Origin of the sequence: Blastococcus sp. PRF04-17 (assembly GCF_023016265.1) — a bacterium.
In the GTDB taxonomy this organism is placed as follows: domain Bacteria; phylum Actinomycetota; class Actinomycetes; order Mycobacteriales; family Geodermatophilaceae; genus Blastococcus_B.
This window is the reverse complement of the sequence record NZ_CP095412.1, coordinates 1,246,535-1,261,932: the sequence shown is the minus strand read 5'-3', so window position 1 is coordinate 1,261,932 and position 15,398 is coordinate 1,246,535. Positions and strand designations below refer to the sequence as shown.

Genomic DNA, 15,398 nt, shown 5'->3' with positions numbered 1-15,398 from the left:
CTGTGGGTCAGGACGCGCAGCCCCCCGGCCTGGCCATGGAGATCAGGCGGTCGGGGGAGCGGCCGGTCGTGGCGGTGTCCGGTGAGCTGGACCTCGCCGGGCGAGACCTGCTCGAAGCCGTGCTCGAGCACGTCCGCTCGACCGATCCCGGCCTCGTGCTCCTGGACCTCCGCGACGTGTCGTTCGTCGACACCCACGGCCTGGCGCCCGTCCTCGAGCGGGACGTCGTCGTGGTCTCGGCGTCACGCGCGGTCACGCAGGTGTTCCGGTTGCTGGGGCTGCCGCTGGCCCAGCCGTGGCCCTCCCGGTGCCATGACGTCCGGACGGGGCGATCGGGCGACCGGCCCTCCGGGAGCTGAGACCGCGGGCGTCGCCCTCCTTGCCGGGATCCGGCAGGACCGAGACGACGAACGCTGCCCGGGCAGGACCGAATCCCGGCCGTCCACGGCGGTCACCCCCGCTGTGTCGAACCGCTCGTCCCCCACGGAGGCGTACATGCTGTCGCTGCTCTGGCTCCTCGTCGTCGGCCTGATCGCCGGCCTCCTCGCCCGCGCGCTCGTTCCCGGCAAGGACTCCATGAGCCTGGTCGCCACCCTGCTGCTCGGCGTGAGCGGCTCCGTCGTCGGGGGCCTCGTCCTCGGTCTGCTGTTCGGCGGCTTCCGTGACCGGGGCTTCAGCCCGGCCGGGATCATCGGCTCGGTGATCGGCGCCGTGATCGTGCTGCTCGTCTACAACCGCATCTCCGGCCGCCGGGCCTCCGGGACGACCGCGCGACGCGGCACGACCTGACAGTTCCATGATCGCCGACGTGCCCGTTCCTCCGGACCCGTGGCCGGACTCCCGGCCGCAGCCGGGCCCGCCCCTCGCGCGACGAGCGCAGCTGCACCGGCTGGCCGTCCGGTGGGCGGGGAACGTGGTGGTCGTGCTGTACGTCGGCGTCGCCCTGCCCGGCGCGCTGGTGACCCCGTGGGTCGGGATGCTGGTGATCGCGCCCGCGATCGGCCTGCTCTCCGCCCTCGTCGCGGTGCTGGTGGAGCCGAAGCTGTTCCGGGATCCGGCCAGGCGCCACGTCGTCGTCCACGTGGCGGTGGCCGGGTTCCTGCTGGCGCCGTTCACCGCGGGCGTGGCGGCGTCCGGGGCCGTCGGGGGGACTGCGCTGTTCGTGCTCGTGGTCCTCGGCACGTTCGTCGCCGGCGACCGCGCCTTCGCGTGGGTGGGCTCGCCCGACGCCCCGGACGCCCCGGACGTGCCCGACGTCGCGGCGGTCCGTGCGGGCCTGCACACCCTCCCCACGGCACGCCTGCTGCATGACTGGGAGACCACCGAGCGGCTGCTCCGGTCCCCCCGGCACGCCCCCGTCGCCGCGGAGCTGCGGGCGCTCCTGCTCGACGAGCTGGGCCGGCGCGAACCCGAGGCGGTCAACCGGTGGCTGACCGACGGCGGCACCTCACCGGCGGGCTACATCGGGAACGACCGCGACCCGGCCGACTGAGACACCCGCGCCCGTGGTCAGACGGTGAAGGCCCCGAGCAGGCGGTTGAGCTCCGAAGAGAGCGCGTCCAGCTCGCGGGCCGCCGTCCGGGCACGGTCGACGTCGTCCGCGCTGTCGTCGGCGTCCTGTCGGACCATGGTGAGGGTGCTGGTGACGACGCCGGCGCCGTCGGCCGCCGCGGCGACGCTGCGGGTCAGTTCCCCCGTGGTGGCCGTCTGCTCCTCGACGGCACTGGCGATCGTGGTCTGGTGGTCGTTGATCGTCCGCACCACCTCGGCGATCTGAGCGATCGCCCGCACGGCGGCGGACGTCTCGGCCTGGATGCCCTGCACGCGCTGGGCGATCTCGTCGCTGGCCTTGCCGGCCTCCTGGGCGAGCTCCTTCACCTCGTTGGCGACGACCGCGAAGCCCTTGCCGGCGTCACCGGCGCGCGCCGCCTCGATCGTCGCGTTCAGCGCCAGGAGGTTGGTCTGCTCGGCCACGCCCGAGATCACCTTGACCACGTCGCCGATCTCGGCCGAGCTCGCGCCCAGGGCGGCGATCGTGCTCTCCGTCTTCTCGGCCAGGTCGGCCGCCTGACGCCCGACCGCGGCGGCGTCCGCGGCACTGCGTGCGATCTCCGAGATGGATGCACCCATCTCCTGCGCGCCGGAGGCCGCAGCGGAGACGCTCGTGCTGATGTCCGCCGCGGTGCGGTGCGCCCCTTGCGCCTGATCGCGGCTGCGCGCCGCGCGCCCGGCGAGACCGTCGGCGACGGCCGAGACCCCGGCGGCGGACGACGCGACCTCGCGGGCGCAGCGGCCGATGTCGCGCACGGTGCCTGCGACCTTGTCGACGAAGCGGTTGAACGCACCGGAGAGCTGGCCGACCTCGTCGGTTCGTGAGTCGTCCATCCGCTGCGTCAGGTCGCCCTCGCCGTCGGCGATCTCGGCCATCCGGTCCTTGAGCCTGTGCAGTGGAGCGGTCAGGCGGCGGCCGATCCAGTACGACAGAGCACCGCCGAGGACGGCGATGAGGGCAGCGGCGAGGACCATCGACCAGACCATCGACGACCGGCCGGCCTCCATCGACTCGACGGGACCGGAGAAGTCGCCGTCGCGGGCGACCGTGGCGATCACCCAGTCCCAGGGGGCGTAGTAGGTGAGGCGGACGGTCGTCGGGCCCTCCTCCGGATCGACGTAGCGCACGGTCGCCTGCTCGTCGTCAGCGAGGCCGACGGCGGCGTCGACCATCTGCCGGACGTAGGGCGCCCCCTCCGCGTCCGTGGCCTCGAGGAGGTTCTCGCCGTCGCGGGCGCCGCCGGGGCTGATGAGCACGGTGCCCGCGCGGTCGCCGGTGCCCCCGAAGACCTCGATGTGCCCGGTGTCGCCCACGGTGGTCGCGTCCAGGCTCTCGCGAAGGGCCGGCAGGTTCTCCTGCTTGACGCCCACGTAGAGCACGCCGATCACGTCGCCGCCCGGCCCGAACAGCGGGGCGTACGCCGACACCAGCCAGGAGTCGACGACGAAGGCGTTGCCGCGGTAGGTGTCGCCCTTCATCACCGTCGCCACGACGGGATTGGCCGCCCCGTCCGGGTTCACCGCCGGGATGTAGGTGCCGATCGCCCGCGTGCCCGAGGCGGCCCGCACGTTGGTGGCCACCCGCAGGAAGTCGCCCTCCGGAGTGCGCTGGAAGATCGTCACCGTGGCGCCGACCATCGACTTGACCTCGTCGACCACGGGGGTCGGGACGGCGACGTCGGCGTTCTGGCCCAGCCACTCGCCGCCGACGAGCACGCGGGGCAGCGCGCGGGGCGTGACCTCGCCGGTGAACTGGTTCTTCGCCTCCCAGTCGACGAGGCCGGCCCCGCCCTCGTCGATGGCGAAGCCGCCGGACTGCTGGAGGACGTACTGCGCCGTGGCGAGATCGGAGTCGACCTTCGCCGACGTGGAGGCCCCCTGGGTGGCGACGACGTCCCGGACGCCGGCCGCGGTGCGCGAGATGTCCGCGGCCACCAGCGCGCTGACGTCCGCTTCCGCTGCACCGGCGAACTGGCCGCTCTGCCATGCGCTCACGCCGCTCATGGCCGCACCCGTCACCGCGACGCTCGTCACGGCGAGCGCCACCACCTTGGTGCGGATGCCCCAGTTGGCCGGGGTGGCCCACGGAGGGAGGGAGGTCGTCCAGCGCATGTCGGTCCTTCGCAGCTCGGAGGCGGTCAGTCCTGTTCCTCGGCAGGACGGCGGGCCCCGGCGACCGGGTCGCCGGGTTCGTGACCACACCGACATGTTGTTCCTGCTCCAGGGATGAGGCGGCTCCAGTGAGCGACGAGCGCGCACCGCCTCCCCGGGGCCGGCCCGTGACGGCGACGACCCAGGTCACGTGACCGACGAGGCCCCTGCTGGGCACCGATCCGAGCTCGCGAGGGGCGGGGAGCAGGGGTCCCTTCCCTGCGGCATCATGACGCCGTCGAACCACCTCGCACTCGAGCGCGACACCCGGAGGTCTCCATGCGCATCGGCATCCTGACCGGCGGGGGCGACTGCCCCGGTCTCAACGCCGTCATCCGGGCGGTGGTCAGGAAGGGCATCGGCGAGCACGGCGACGAGATCGTCGGCTTCCGGGACGGCTGGCGGGGCGTCCTCGAGGACGACACCGTCCCGATGGACCTCAAGGCGGTGCGCGGCATCCTGCCGCGTGGCGGCACGGTGCTCGGGACCTCGCGGACCAACCCCTATGGCGTCGACGGCGGCCCGGAGCGGGTGATGGACACCCTGGACCGGCTGGCGATCGACGCGCTGATCCCGATCGGGGGCGAGGACACGCTGGGCGTCGCCACCAAGCTGGCCGAGGCCGGCGTCCGGGTGGTCGGCGTCCCGAAGACGATCGACAACGACCTGGACGCCACGGACTACACGTTCGGCTTCGACACCGCCGTCGGTGTGGCGATGGAGGCGATCGACCGGCTGCACACGACCGGCGACTCGCACCACCGGACGCTGGTCGTCGAGGTCATGGGCGGCACGCCGGCTGGATCGCGCTGCACGCAGGCATGGCCGGTGGGGCGAACGTCATCCTCATCCCGGAGAACCCGTTCGACGTCGACGGCGTCGTCGCCCATTGCCAGCACCGGTTCGACTCCGGCTACTCGCCGATCGTCGTGGTCTCCGAGGGTGCCAAGCCCAAGGACGGCGAGCTGATCCTCTCGACCGGGGAGAAGGACGCCTTCGGGCACGTGCGCCTCGGCGGCATCGGCGCGGCGCTGGCCTCGCTGATCGAGGACCGCACCGGACGCGAGGCGCGGGCGGTCGTGCTGGGACACATCCAGCGCGGCGGAACGCCGTCGCCGTTCGACCGGGTGCTCGCCACGCGCTTCGGGCTGGCCGCGGTGGACGCCGTCCACGACGGGCAGTCCGGCGTGATGGTGGCGCTGCGCGGCACCGACATCGTGCGGGTGCCGCTGTCGGCCGCCACGGCTCAGCTCAAGCTGGTGCCCACCGAGCGGTACGCCGAGGCCGAGGTCTTCTTCGGCTGAAGGACCCCGTCCTCCTCACCCCTCGCAGGCCCGGGGCGAGCCTCGGGACGGGGCCCGACCGCACAGTACCCTCGGGAGCGTGAGTCTCCCCGAACCTGCTGAGCTGATCCCCGGCCTCGACCGGTGGAAGGACCTCCCCGCAGCCCAGCAGCCGCAGTGGCCCGACCGTGGCGCCCTCGACACCGTGCTGACCACGCTGTCGACGGTGCCGCCGATCGTCGCGCCGTCCGAGATCGACGCCCTCCGGCTGCAGCTGGCCGACGTCGCGCAGGGCAAGGCGTTCCTCCTGCAGGGCGGCGACTGCGCGGAGACCTTCGACCTCAACACCGACTCCCACCTGCAGAGCACCACGCGGACACTGCTGCAGATGGCCGTCGTCCTCACCTACGGCGCCAGCGTGCCGGTGGTCAAGGTGGGCCGGATCGCCGGTCAGTACGCCAAGCCGCGCTCGTCCGACATCGACGCCCTCGGCCTGCCCTCCTACCGGGGGGACATGGTCAACGACCTGGAGCCGGTGCTGGAGAAGCGCATCCCGGACCCGTTCCGGCTGGTGCGGGCCTACGCGAACTCGGCGGCGGCGATGAACATGATCCGCGCGTACGCCCGGGGCGGCCTCGCCGACCTGCACGCCGTCCACGACTGGAACAAGGACTTCGTGTCGACCTCGCCGGCCGGCGTCCGGTACGAGGTGATCGCCCGCGAGATCGACCGGGCGCTGGCCTTCATGCGCGCCTGCGGCGTCGACTCGAGCGCGCTGCACCAGGTCGACCTCTACAACAGCCACGAGGCGCTCATCCTCGACTACGAGCGCGCCCTGCTGCGGGTGCACGACGGCCGGGCGTACGCCACCTCCGCGCACTTCGTGTGGGTGGGGGAGCGGACGCGGCAGATGGACGGCGCGCACATCGAGTTCGCCTCGAAGCTGGCCAACCCGATCGGCGTCAAGATCGGCCCGACCACCACGCCCGAGCAGGCCAGCGAGCTCGTCGAGCGGCTCGACCCCGAGGGCCTGCCCGGCAAGCTGACGCTCATCAGCCGGATGGGCAACGGCAAGATCCGCGACGTGCTGCCGGCGATCGTCGAGAAGGTCACCGCCAGCGGGCACCAGGTCGTGTGGCAGTGCGACCCGATGCACGGCAACACCCACGAGTCCTCGACGGGCTACAAGACCCGCCACTTCGACCGGGTCGTCGACGAGGTGCTCGGCTTCTTCGACGTGCACCGGGCTCTGGGCACCTGGCCGGGCGGCATCCACGTGGAGCTCACCGGTGAGGACGTCACCGAGTGCCTCGGCGGTGCCATGGAGATCAGCGACGAGGACCTCAACAGCCGGTACGAGACCGCGTGCGACCCCCGGCTGAACACCGGTCAGTCGCTGGAGCTGGCCTTCCTCGTCGCCGAGATGCTCCGCGGATGATGAAGGACCCCGCTGCCCCCCACCGTTCGCACGCTCACGGCGGGCCCCTGCACCGGCGCCAGACGGACTGATCGAATGACCGCCTTGATAGACCTCCGGTCGGACACGGTCACGCGTCCCACCGCCGGGATGCGGCGCGCCATGGCCGACGCCGAGGTGGGTGACGACGTCTACGTCGAGGACCCGACGGTCAACGCCCTCGAGGAGCGGGTGGCCGCGATGTTCGGCCACGAGGCGGCGCTCTTCGTGCCCAGCGGCACCATGGGCAACCAGATCGGCATGCGGCTGGTCTGCGAGCCGGGCCAGGAGGTGCTCTGCGACGCCGATGCGCACGTGGTCACCTACGAGATGGGCGCGGCGGCGGCGATCTTCGGGCTGTCGACCCGCACGGTCGTGTCGCACGGCGGGCGGCTGTCGGCGGCCCAGCTGATCGAGCAGGTGCGTCCGCAGGACAACTGGCACCTGACCGGCACCGCGGCGATCGCCGTCGAGAACACGCACAACCGCGGCGGCGGGCTCGTCCAGCCGCTGGGCGAGCTGCAGCAGCTCTGGGACTGGTCGCGGCGCGCCGGCGTGAACGTGCACCTCGACGGGGCCCGGATCTGGAACGCGCACGCCGCGTCCGGGGTGCCGCTGTCGACCTACGGCTCGTTGGCCGACACGGCGTCCGTCTGCTTCTCCAAGGGTCTCGGGACGCCGGTCGGCTCCGCGCTCGTGGCCTCGGCGGAGCGGATCGCCACCGCGCGGCTGTGGCGCAAGCGCCTCGGTGGCGGCATGCGGCAGGTCGGCGTCCTCGCGGCGGCCTGCCAGTACGCCCTGGACCACCACCTGCCCCGGCTCGGCGAGGACCACGAGCACGCGCAGCTGCTGGCCAAGCGCCTCGGCGTCGACCCGTCGACCGTCGAGACCAACATGGTGGTGCTGGACGACGTCAACGCACCGGTGGTCGCCGAGGCCGCGAAGGCCCAGGGGGTGCTGGTGTCGCAGGTGAGCGCCCGCCGGATCCGGCTGGTCACCCACCTCGACGTCGACCGAGCCGCGATCGAGCGGGCCGCCGACGTCCTGGGCGAGCTCGTCGCCGGGTGACTGCCGGCCGGGTCGCCGTTGGACGGCGACCCGGCCCACTGGTCAGTAGCTGGTGAACAGCAGGTCGTTGTTCGCCGTCGCGGACGTCGGGACGGCGTCCTTCGTGGTCAGGTCGGTGATCGCGGTGGCGACCGACGCCGGGCTCGCGTCCGGCGCGTTCTGCAGGAACAGGGCGGCCACGCCGGCCACGTGCGGGCTGGCCATCGACGTCCCGCTGATCGTTTTCGTCGCGGTGGTGCTCTTCCGCGCGTACCAGGCGCTGGTGATGCCCACGCCCGGGGCGAAGAGGTCGACGCAGGCACCGTAGTTGCTGAACGAGGCGGCTGCGTCCGTCTTGTCCGTGGCTCCCACGGTGAGCGCGGAGCCGACGCGCGCGGGGGACACGGTGCAGGCGTCCTGCGGGACACCGCGGGAGTTGCCGTTGCCCGCTGCCACCGCGTAGGTCACCCCGGAGGCGATCGAGGCGCTCACGGCATTGTCGAGGGCGGTGCTGACGCCGCCGCCGAGGCTCATGTTCGCGACCGCCGGCGACGTGCGGTGCTTCGTGACCCACTCGACCCCGGCGATCACGCCGGCGGTGGTGCCGCTCCCTCTGCAGTCGAGCACGCGGACCGCCACCAGGCGGACGTCCTTCGCGACGCCGTGCTTCGTCCCGCCCACGGTGCCCGCGACGTGCGTGCCGTGTCCGTTGCAGTCGTCGGCGCTACCGCCGTCGACGGCGTCGTAGCCGGAGACCGCGCGGCCACCGAAGTCGACGTTCGAGAACTGGATGCCGGTGTCGATGATGTATGCGGTCACGCCGGCGCCCGTCGAGGCCGCGGTGTACGTGCCGCTCAGCGGGAGGGTGCGCTGGTCGATGCGATCCAGGCCCCAGGAGGCGGCGGACTCCGCCACGGTGATCGGCTGGTCCGCCTCGACGGCGACGACCCCGTCGAGGGCGTGCAGCCGGTCGGCGGCGGCCACCGGGAGCTGGATGGCGAAGCCGTTCAGGGTCGCGGTGTAGACGTGCTCGGTCCGGCCGCCGAACCGGCGCTCGGCGCGTGCGGCGACCTGTGCCGGCACGCTGCCGCCGTCGAGCGTGACGATGTAGGTCTCGACGGCCGATTGGGCGGGCGGTGCGGCGGCCGCATCGCCGACGGTGGCGCCGAGGCCGGTGGCGGTCAGCGCGACGACGGCGGCGGCGCCGAGGTTCCTGCGGATGGGCACGGGTGGGGTCTCCTCGCTGCGGGGGCCGGTCCGCACGGACGACGGCGCGGGCTCCGCGTAGCAAAGGGTGCGAACATGATCACATCAAGTCACCGGGCCGCGCCGGAAACTGTTGTGGCTGGTGGGACGGATCAGGCGGCGGTCGGGCGGGACTCCGACGGCACGTCGGCCAGCGACCGCAGCAGGTCGATGTCGCGCTTGTGGCCGGCGGTGGGGGAGCCGTCGCGTTCGGACGGCGTCTCGACCACGACGGGGACGCCGGACGTCGACGGGTGCGCCAGCAGCTCAGCGAACGGGGCCACACCGATCGCGCCCTCGCCGATGTTGGTGTGCCGGTCGCGCTTCGAGCCGCACTCGTCCAGCGAGTCGTTGGCGTGCACCAGGCCCAGCCGGCCGGGGCCGACGACCGTCTCGAGCGTGTCCAGCGTCGCGCTCATCCCGCCGGGCGCCGCGAGGTCGTGGCCGGCGGCCCAGGCGTGGCAGGTGTCGAAGCAGACGCCGAGCAGCGGGTGGCCCTCGAGCGCGGCGAAGTAGGGGCCGAGATCCTCGACCGTCGCGGCCAGCGCCTTGCCGCCGCCGGCGGTCGGCTCGATCAGCAGCCGCGGGCCGTCGTCCGGCAGCGACTCGAGCACGGGCAGCAGCCGGTCGTGCAGTTGCCGGAGGGCCGCCTCGTAGCGGTCCTCGCCCACGGCCGACCCGGCGTGCACCACGACGCCGCGGACGCCGAGCCGGGTACCGCGGGCGAGGTTGTGGGCGATGCAGGCGATCGACTGCTCGACCGTCGCCTCCGTGGGTGAGCCCACGTTGACCAGGTAGGGCGTGTGGATGAACGACGGGACCGACCGCTCGGCGCACCCCTCGACGAACAGCGCGTCCTGCGCCGGGTCGCCGGGGGTCAGCCTCCAGCCGCGGGGGTTGCCGACGAAGACCTGCACGGCCTCGGCGCCGACGGCGTCGGTGTAGGCGAGCCCACCGCGAGCCAGGCCGCCCTTGATCTGGAGCTGCGCGCCGATGCGCGGGGAACGGGCACGGTCAGAAGGTCACCAGGATCTTCACCGTGCTGCCCTGCTCGGCGTGCTCACCCGCCGCCGGCTGCTGCTGGCGCACCTTGTTGCCGAAGAACTTCGTGGCGTCGACCTTGAGACCCACGGCCTCGAGCGCTGCGGCGGCCTCCTCGGCGTCCATCCCCTTGAGGTCCGGGACGGCCACCAGGGGGACACCGGCCGACACCTGGATCTTGATCGTCGAGGCGTAGGGCACCGGTCCGTCGCCGGGGCCGGGGGTGACCGTCATGACCTCGCCGGCCGCCACGGCGGCGCTGCGGCCGTCCGCCACGCGCTCGACGCCGAAGCCGAGCCCTTCGAGGTTGGCCCGTGCCTGTTCGGGGGTCTGCCCGGTCACGTCCGGCACCCGCACCGGTTCGTGGCCCTTGCTCACGACGACGGTGACCACCTGGTCGCGGCGCAGCTCGGTGCCGGCGGGCGGGTCGAAGCGGACCACGAGGCCCGAGTCGAGCCCGTTGTCGTACTCCTGGGTCGTGGTCACCTGCAGCTCCGGGCGCTCCGCCTGGAGCCACCCCACGACCTCGGCCTCCGGGCGGTGCACCAGCTCGGCGGGGACGACGAAGCGCTCGGGCCCCTTGGACACGACCAGCCGCACGTCGGTGCCGCGGATCGCCTCCCCGGCCGGCGGCTCGGTCGACATGACCGCACCCACCGGGAACTCCTCGCTCCACACCTGCTCGCAGCAGTCGGGATCGAGCCCGGCGCCCTGGAGCAGGTCGATCGCGGCGCCCTGCTCCTTGCCGACCAGCTCGGGGATCGTCGTCCATCGGCCCGAGCCCAGCCACCAGCCGATGGCACCGATGGTGATCGCCAGCAGCAGGATGATCGCCACGGCGAAGCGGGCCCGCCGGCGACGGATGTGCTGGGGAACACCGGGGCGGGGGCGGTCCAGCGCGGGGCGCCGTCCGTTGACGTTCATCGTCGGGCCGGCGCCCATGCCCGGCATCATGCTGGTGCGGCCGGTCGACCGGTCGCCCCGCTGGCCGGCCAGCACGGCGGTGCCGGGGTCGCTGGGGTGCCGCGGACGCGTCGGCCGGTTGGTCGGCCGCAGCGTGCCCGGCCCGGCGGTGCTCCGGCCGGTCGGCACGGGCACCGGCTCGAGGCCCAGGTCCTTGCGCACGTGGGCCAGCTCCGCCATGAACGCACCGGCGTCCAGCGGCCGTCCCGACGGGTCTCGCCGGGTGGTGCGGGCGACCAGCTCGTCGACCGCCCAGGGGAGACCCGGCACCTCGGCCGACGGCGCGGGGACGTCGTGGTGCACGTGCTGGTAGGCGACCGCGAGCGGCGTGTCGCCGCCGTACGGCGGATGCCCGGTGAGCATCTCGTAGAGCACGATCCCGGCCGCGTAGATGTCGGAACGGGCGTCGGCCCGGCCACGCTCCAGCTGCTCGGGGGAGAGGTAGGCCACCGTTCCGATGAGCACGCCGCCGGTCTGGCTGGCCTGGGCGGTGCCGTTGCCGACGACGGCGCGCGCGAGGCCGAAGTCGGCCACCTTCACCACGCCGTCCACGCCGATGAGGACGTTCTCCGGCTTGATGTCGCGGTGCACGATGCCGGCCCGGTGGGCCGCGGTGAGACCGGCGAGCACGGGCTCGAGGACGGCGAAGGCCTCGGCAACGGTGAGCCGGCCCCGCGCCGTCAGCAGATCGCGCAGCGTCCGCCCGCGGACGAGCTCCATGACCAGGTAGACCAGCCCCTGGTCGCTGCCCTGGTCGCTGACGCCGACGACGTTCGGGTGGCTGAGCATCGCGGCGGCCCGCGCCTCCCGGGTGAACCGGTCGACGAAGGTCGGGTCGTGCGCGAGGTGCTCGGCCATCACCTTGACCGCGACCGTCTTGTGCAGGCGCAGGTCGGTCGCCCCGTAGACGGTGGACATGCCGCCACGGGCGAGCCGCTCCTCGAGGCGGTAGCGCCCCTCGAGGACCAGGCCCACCGCAGGGTCGGTCACGGCTGTGTCCACCCGAGCGAGTGTAGGTAGCAGATCCGCTGCGATCGGCCAACCACGCGGTGCAGGGGACCGCCGTGGCCCCTGGTACAGATGAACCGCCGCTCCCTCAGGTGGCGTCGGTCACTGTCCGGTCACTGTCCGGTCACTGCCCGCCGGTCACTGCCCGCTGACGTCGAGCCCGGGGTAGAGCGGGTACCCGGCCAGCAGCTCGCCGGCGGCGGCCGCGGTCCGCCCGGCCAGGCCGTCGGCGAGGGTGTACTTGGCCTTGGACGGCTCACCGGCCGACGTCGTCGTCGGGGTGGTGCCGCCCAGGACGTCGGCGATCAGCTCGGCGACCCGGTCGAACTCGTCCGCCCCGAACCCGCGCGTGGTGAGGGCCGGTGTCCCGATGCGGACGCCGGAGGTGTACCAGGCGCCGTTCGGGTCGGAGGGGACGGCGTTGCGGTTGGTGACGATCCCGGCGTCCAGCAGCGCGGACTCCGCCTGCCGGCCGGTCAGGCCGAAGCTGCTGACGTCGAGCAGCACGAGGTGGTTCTCGGTGCCGCCGGTCACGACGGTCACGCCTCGTTTCGCCAGGCCCTCGGCCAGGGTGACGGCGTTGTCGACGACTGCCTGCGCGTACTCGGCGAACGCGGGCTGCCGCGCCTCGGCGAACGCGACGGCCTTGGCCGCCATCACGTGCGGGAGGGGACCCCCCAGCACCATCGGGCAACCGCGGTCGACGGCGTCGGAGAACTCCGGCTGGGCCAGGACGAACCCACCGCGCGGGCCGCGCAGCGACTTGTGGCTGGTGCTGGTGACGACGTGCGCGTGCGGAACCGGGTCGAAGTCGCCGGAGAACACCTTGCCGGCGACGAGGCCGGCGAAGTGCGCCATGTCCACGACCAGCGTCGCGCCGACCTCGTCGGCGATCTCGCGCATGGTGGCGAAGTTCACCCGGCGCGGATAGGCCGAGTAACCGGCCATGAGGATCAGCGGCCGGAACTCCCGGGCCCGCGCGCGGACGGCGTCGTAGTCCAGCAGGCCGGTCGACGGGTCGGTGCCGTAGGAGGACTGCTCGAACATCTTGCCGCTGATGTTGGGGCGGAAGCCGTGCGTGAGGTGGCCGCCGGCGTCCAGGGACATGCCGAGCATCCGCTGGTCGCCCAGCGCCCGGCGCAGCGTCGTCCAGTCGTCGTCGGTGAGCTCGTTGACGTGGCGGACCCCCGCCTTCTCCAGGCTGGGCAGCTCCACCCTCTGGGCGAGCACCGCCCAGAAGGCGACCACGTTGGCGTCGATGCCCGAGTGCGGCTGCACGTAGGCGTACGGCGCGCCGAACAGCGCGCGGGCATGCTCGGCCGCGAGGCCCTCGACCGTGTCCACGTTCTGGCAGCCGGCGTAGAACCGGTGGCCCACGGTGCCCTCGGCGTACTTGTCGCTGAACCAGTTGCCCATGGTCAGCAGGACGGCGGGGCTGGCGTAGTTCTCGCTCGCGATCAGCTTCAGCGACGCCCGCTGATCGGCCAGCTCGGCGCCGATCGCGTCGGCCACGCGGGGCTCGACGGCACCGATGACCTGCAGGGCGTTCCGGTAGGCGGCCGAGGCGAGCGCCGCGTCGAAGCTGTGGGTGGGAACGGATCCGGTCACTGCGGGCTCCTGCGCGAGAGGTGTCGGGGAGGTGCCCAGGCGCACGGCGGGTGGTGCTGCGGGCCGCTCCCCGGTGGTGATCCACCTCGACGCGCCAGTCACGGCCCCGGGGCAGGTTAACCTGGCCGGCGGACACGGTCGAGCGGGGTCCGGCGAGCGCAATAGGCTGGGCGGCCTATGGACACGCTCACCCCCGCAGAGGTCGCCCAGCTGCTGGGCACCTCGCCGAACCGGGTCCGCCAGCTGCTGCGCGACCGCAAGCTCATGGCCGTACCGGGCAGCGGCAACGGCAGGATCCCGGCCGACTTCGTGCAGGACGGCGCCATCCTCAAGCACCTGCCCGGCCTGCTCACCGTGCTCGCCGACGGCGGGTTCACCGACCAGGAGGCCTTCGACTGGCTCTTCCGGGAGGACGACTCGCTGCCCGGCACCCCGGTGCAGGCGCTGCGCGACAACCGGCACACCGAGGTGACCCGCCGGGCGCAGGCCCTCGCCCTGTGACCTCTCCGGCTGGTCCCGTGCATCCAGCCGGCGCGTCCGGCCGGAAGCTGACGTCGTGGGGAACCTGACCTATCTCGCGCTGCTCGCCGGGTGCCTCGTCGTCACGGCGCCGCTGGAACTGGTGCTGCGCGTGCGGGTCTACGCCCGCTGGCGGCGGCTGCTCCTGGCGGTGCTGCCCGAGTTCGTCGTGTTCGTCGGGTGGGTGCTCTACGCGATCGCGCAGGGGCACTGGGACTACTCCGGCGAGCTCACCCTCGGGGTCCGGCTGCCCGGCGGCATCCCGGTCGAGGAGGTGCTGTTCTTCGTCGTGGTGCCGCTGTGCGCGGTGCTGGCACTGGAGGCGGTCCGCCGCGTGACCGGGTGGGACGCGGGCTATCCCGCGCACGAGGCGGAGACGTGAGCTACTCGACCCTCGCGGTGGCCGCCGTGGTCGGCGTCCTGGTGGTCGACCTGGCCGTGTACCGGACCCGGATGGTGACCCGCCGCGTCTTCTGGGTGGCCTACGCGATCATCGTGTTCTTCCAGCTGCTGATGAACGGCGTCCTGACCGGCCTGCGTGTGGTCACCTACGACCCGGACACCATCTGGGGTCCCCGCGTCGCCTACGCCCCGGTCGAGGACCTGCTCTTCGGGTTCGCCATGGTCACCCTGACCCTGGCCAGCTGGGCGGCGGTCAACCGGCGGGCGAACACGGCCAGACGCCGCGGCCTGGACACCCGCACCCGGCCGTCGAGCACCCGGTAGCCGGTCCGCTCGATCTCGGTCAGGATCCCGCCGTACAGGTCGGTCGCGGCCCGCACGCAGGCGCGGGACTCCGGGGCGAGCAGCGTCGTGCCCGGGGCGGCGTCGTCGTAGCGGCGGCGGACGACGGCGACCATCTCCCGCATCAGCCCTTCGAACCGGGCGTCGTGCCGCCGCTGCGCCAGCTGGTCGCGCGTGACGCCGTGTGCCGCCATCACGTCGGCCGGCAGGTAGACACGGCCGCGGTCGACGTCCTCGGCGACGTCCCTGAGGAAGTTGGTGAGCTGGAACGCCTCGCCGAGCGCGATGGCGTACGGCTCGGCCTCCTTGCGCTGCACCCCCGGCGCCGTCCCGAGCACGGGCAGCACCTGGAGCCCGATGACCGCCGCCGACCCCCACATGTAGCGGTCCAGCGCGGCCATGTCGGCGTAGGAGTCGACGGTGAGATCGCTGGTCATCGCGGCGAGGAAGTCCACTAGGTGCTCGACGGGGATGTCGTGGCGGCGGTAGGTGTGCACGAGGGCGAGCCGGACCGGGTCGTCGGACCAGCCGGCCTCGAGGTCGGTGAGGACCGCGCGCGACCACGCGGCCAGGTCGCCGGCCGGATCGGCGCCGGGCAGGTCGACCAGGTCGTCGGCCGTACGCGCCGCGGCGTAGAGGGCGTGCACCGCCGGTCGCCGGTCGGGCGTGAGCAGGCGCGTGGCCAGGTGGTAGCTCTTGCCGTGCTGCGCGGCGATCGAGGCGCAGTGCGCGTAGGCGGCGGCGAGCTGCTGCGACCGGTCGCTCATCGGCCGACCGGTCCC

Annotated in this window: 13 protein-coding genes, 2 pseudogenes and 1 riboswitch; of the genes and pseudogenes, 9 read left to right on the top strand and 6 right to left on the bottom strand. The window is 73.2% G+C overall.

Annotated elements, in window-relative coordinates; all coding sequences use genetic code 11:
* Positions 1 to 35 precede the first annotated feature (35 nt).
* The 3 genes from MVA48_RS06350 to MVA48_RS06340 all read left to right on the top strand — a co-directional run bounded on the left by MVA48_RS06350 (position 36) and on the right by MVA48_RS06340 (position 1,492).
* Positions 36 to 359 (top strand): STAS domain-containing protein, encoded by a 324-nt coding sequence (locus MVA48_RS06350; RefSeq protein ID WP_246986959.1) that lies wholly within the window; start codon positions 36 to 38, stop codon positions 357 to 359.
* A gap of 136 nt (positions 360 to 495) precedes the next feature.
* A complete protein-coding gene (locus tag MVA48_RS06345; RefSeq protein WP_246986957.1) occupies positions 496 to 789 on the top strand; it encodes a GlsB/YeaQ/YmgE family stress response membrane protein in 294 nt (97 codons plus the stop codon).
* Positions 790 to 808: 19 nt separating this feature from the next.
* Entirely contained in the window at positions 809 to 1,492 is a 684-nt protein-coding gene (locus MVA48_RS06340; RefSeq protein ID WP_246986955.1) for a hypothetical protein, read from the top strand.
* A gap of 17 nt (positions 1,493 to 1,509) precedes the next feature.
* Here the strand turns inward: MVA48_RS06340 and MVA48_RS06335 are convergent, their stop codons facing one another.
* On the bottom strand, positions 1,510 to 3,663 hold the full coding sequence (locus tag MVA48_RS06335) for a methyl-accepting chemotaxis protein (protein ID WP_246986953.1): 2,154 nt from the start codon (positions 3,661 to 3,663) through the stop codon (positions 1,510 to 1,512).
* A gap of 318 nt (positions 3,664 to 3,981) precedes the next feature.
* Between MVA48_RS06335 and MVA48_RS24015 the strand changes: the two are divergent.
* The 3 genes and pseudogenes from MVA48_RS24015 (at position 3,982) to MVA48_RS06315 (ending at position 7,509) form a co-directional block, all read left to right on the top strand.
* A pseudogene (locus tag MVA48_RS24015) lies at positions 3,982 to 5,006 on the top strand (6-phosphofructokinase).
* Between the two features lie 79 nt (positions 5,007 to 5,085).
* Positions 5,086 to 6,423 (top strand): class II 3-deoxy-7-phosphoheptulonate synthase, encoded by a 1,338-nt coding sequence (locus MVA48_RS06320; RefSeq protein WP_246986949.1) that lies wholly within the window; start codon positions 5,086 to 5,088, stop codon positions 6,421 to 6,423.
* Between the two features lie 75 nt (positions 6,424 to 6,498).
* Complete coding sequence (locus MVA48_RS06315) at positions 6,499 to 7,509, top strand: threonine aldolase family protein (protein WP_246986947.1); 1,011 nt, start codon at positions 6,499 to 6,501, stop codon at positions 7,507 to 7,509.
* Positions 7,510 to 7,551: 42 nt separating this feature from the next.
* On the opposite strand, the gene MVA48_RS06310 is transcribed toward MVA48_RS06315, so the two are convergent.
* The 4 genes from MVA48_RS06310 to MVA48_RS06295 form a co-directional block, all read right to left on the bottom strand.
* Entirely contained in the window at positions 7,552 to 8,715 is a 1,164-nt protein-coding gene (locus tag MVA48_RS06310; protein WP_246986945.1) for a S8 family peptidase, read from the bottom strand.
* 131 nt (positions 8,716 to 8,846) lie between these two features.
* The gene (locus tag MVA48_RS06305; RefSeq protein ID WP_256461162.1) at positions 8,847 to 9,728 is read right to left on the bottom strand and encodes a deoxyribonuclease IV; all 882 of its coding nucleotides are present in this window, start codon (positions 9,726 to 9,728) and stop codon (positions 8,847 to 8,849) included.
* Between the two features lie 19 nt (positions 9,729 to 9,747).
* Complete coding sequence (pknB, locus tag MVA48_RS06300) at positions 9,748 to 11,739, bottom strand: Stk1 family PASTA domain-containing Ser/Thr kinase (RefSeq protein ID WP_246986943.1); 1,992 nt, start codon at positions 11,737 to 11,739, stop codon at positions 9,748 to 9,750.
* A 144-nt stretch (positions 11,740 to 11,883) separates the two neighbouring features.
* Positions 11,884 to 13,353, bottom strand: a complete 1,470-nt coding sequence (locus tag MVA48_RS06295) for a glycine hydroxymethyltransferase (protein ID WP_246986941.1) — start codon at positions 13,351 to 13,353, stop codon at positions 11,884 to 11,886.
* Positions 13,354 to 13,379: 26 nt separating this feature from the next.
* Positions 13,380 to 13,465, bottom strand: a riboswitch (ZMP/ZTP riboswitch).
* Between the two features lie 65 nt (positions 13,466 to 13,530).
* Between MVA48_RS06295 and MVA48_RS06290 the strand changes: the two genes are divergently transcribed.
* The 3 genes and pseudogenes from MVA48_RS06290 to MVA48_RS24010 all read left to right on the top strand — a co-directional run.
* Complete coding sequence (locus MVA48_RS06290; protein ID WP_246986939.1) at positions 13,531 to 13,854, top strand: Rv2175c family DNA-binding protein; 324 nt, start codon at positions 13,531 to 13,533, stop codon at positions 13,852 to 13,854.
* A gap of 55 nt (positions 13,855 to 13,909) precedes the next feature.
* A complete protein-coding gene (locus MVA48_RS06285) occupies positions 13,910 to 14,254 on the top strand; it encodes a lycopene cyclase domain-containing protein (RefSeq protein WP_246986937.1) in 345 nt (114 codons plus the stop codon).
* Positions 14,173 to 14,460 (top strand): annotated as a pseudogene (locus tag MVA48_RS24010) (hypothetical protein); the annotation flags it as partial. The gene MVA48_RS06285 and the pseudogene MVA48_RS24010, both read left to right, overlap by 82 nt.
* Here the strand turns inward: MVA48_RS24010 and MVA48_RS06275 are convergent.
* Positions 14,457 to 15,383 (bottom strand): phytoene/squalene synthase family protein, encoded by a 927-nt coding sequence (locus MVA48_RS06275; RefSeq protein WP_246986935.1) that lies wholly within the window; start codon positions 15,381 to 15,383, stop codon positions 14,457 to 14,459. The pseudogene MVA48_RS24010 and the gene MVA48_RS06275 overlap by 4 nt on opposite strands.
* Positions 15,384 to 15,398: the final 15 nt, after the last annotated feature.

Coding starts and splice junctions, on each gene's coding strand:
- MVA48_RS06290 (WP_246986939.1), top strand. CDS start 13,531: ATGGACACGCTCACCCCCGCAGAGGTCGCCCAGCTGCTGGGCACCTCG.
- MVA48_RS06345 (WP_246986957.1), top strand. CDS start 496: ATGCTGTCGCTGCTCTGGCTCCTCGTCGTCGGCCTGATCGCCGGCCTC.
- MVA48_RS06275 (WP_246986935.1), bottom strand. CDS start 15,383: ATGAGCGACCGGTCGCAGCAGCTCGCCGCCGCCTACGCGCACTGCGCC.
- MVA48_RS06315 (WP_246986947.1), top strand. CDS start 6,499: ATGACCGCCTTGATAGACCTCCGGTCGGACACGGTCACGCGTCCCACC.
- MVA48_RS06350 (WP_246986959.1), top strand. CDS start 36: ATGGAGATCAGGCGGTCGGGGGAGCGGCCGGTCGTGGCGGTGTCCGGT.
- MVA48_RS06335 (WP_246986953.1), bottom strand. CDS start 3,663: ATGCGCTGGACGACCTCCCTCCCTCCGTGGGCCACCCCGGCCAACTGG.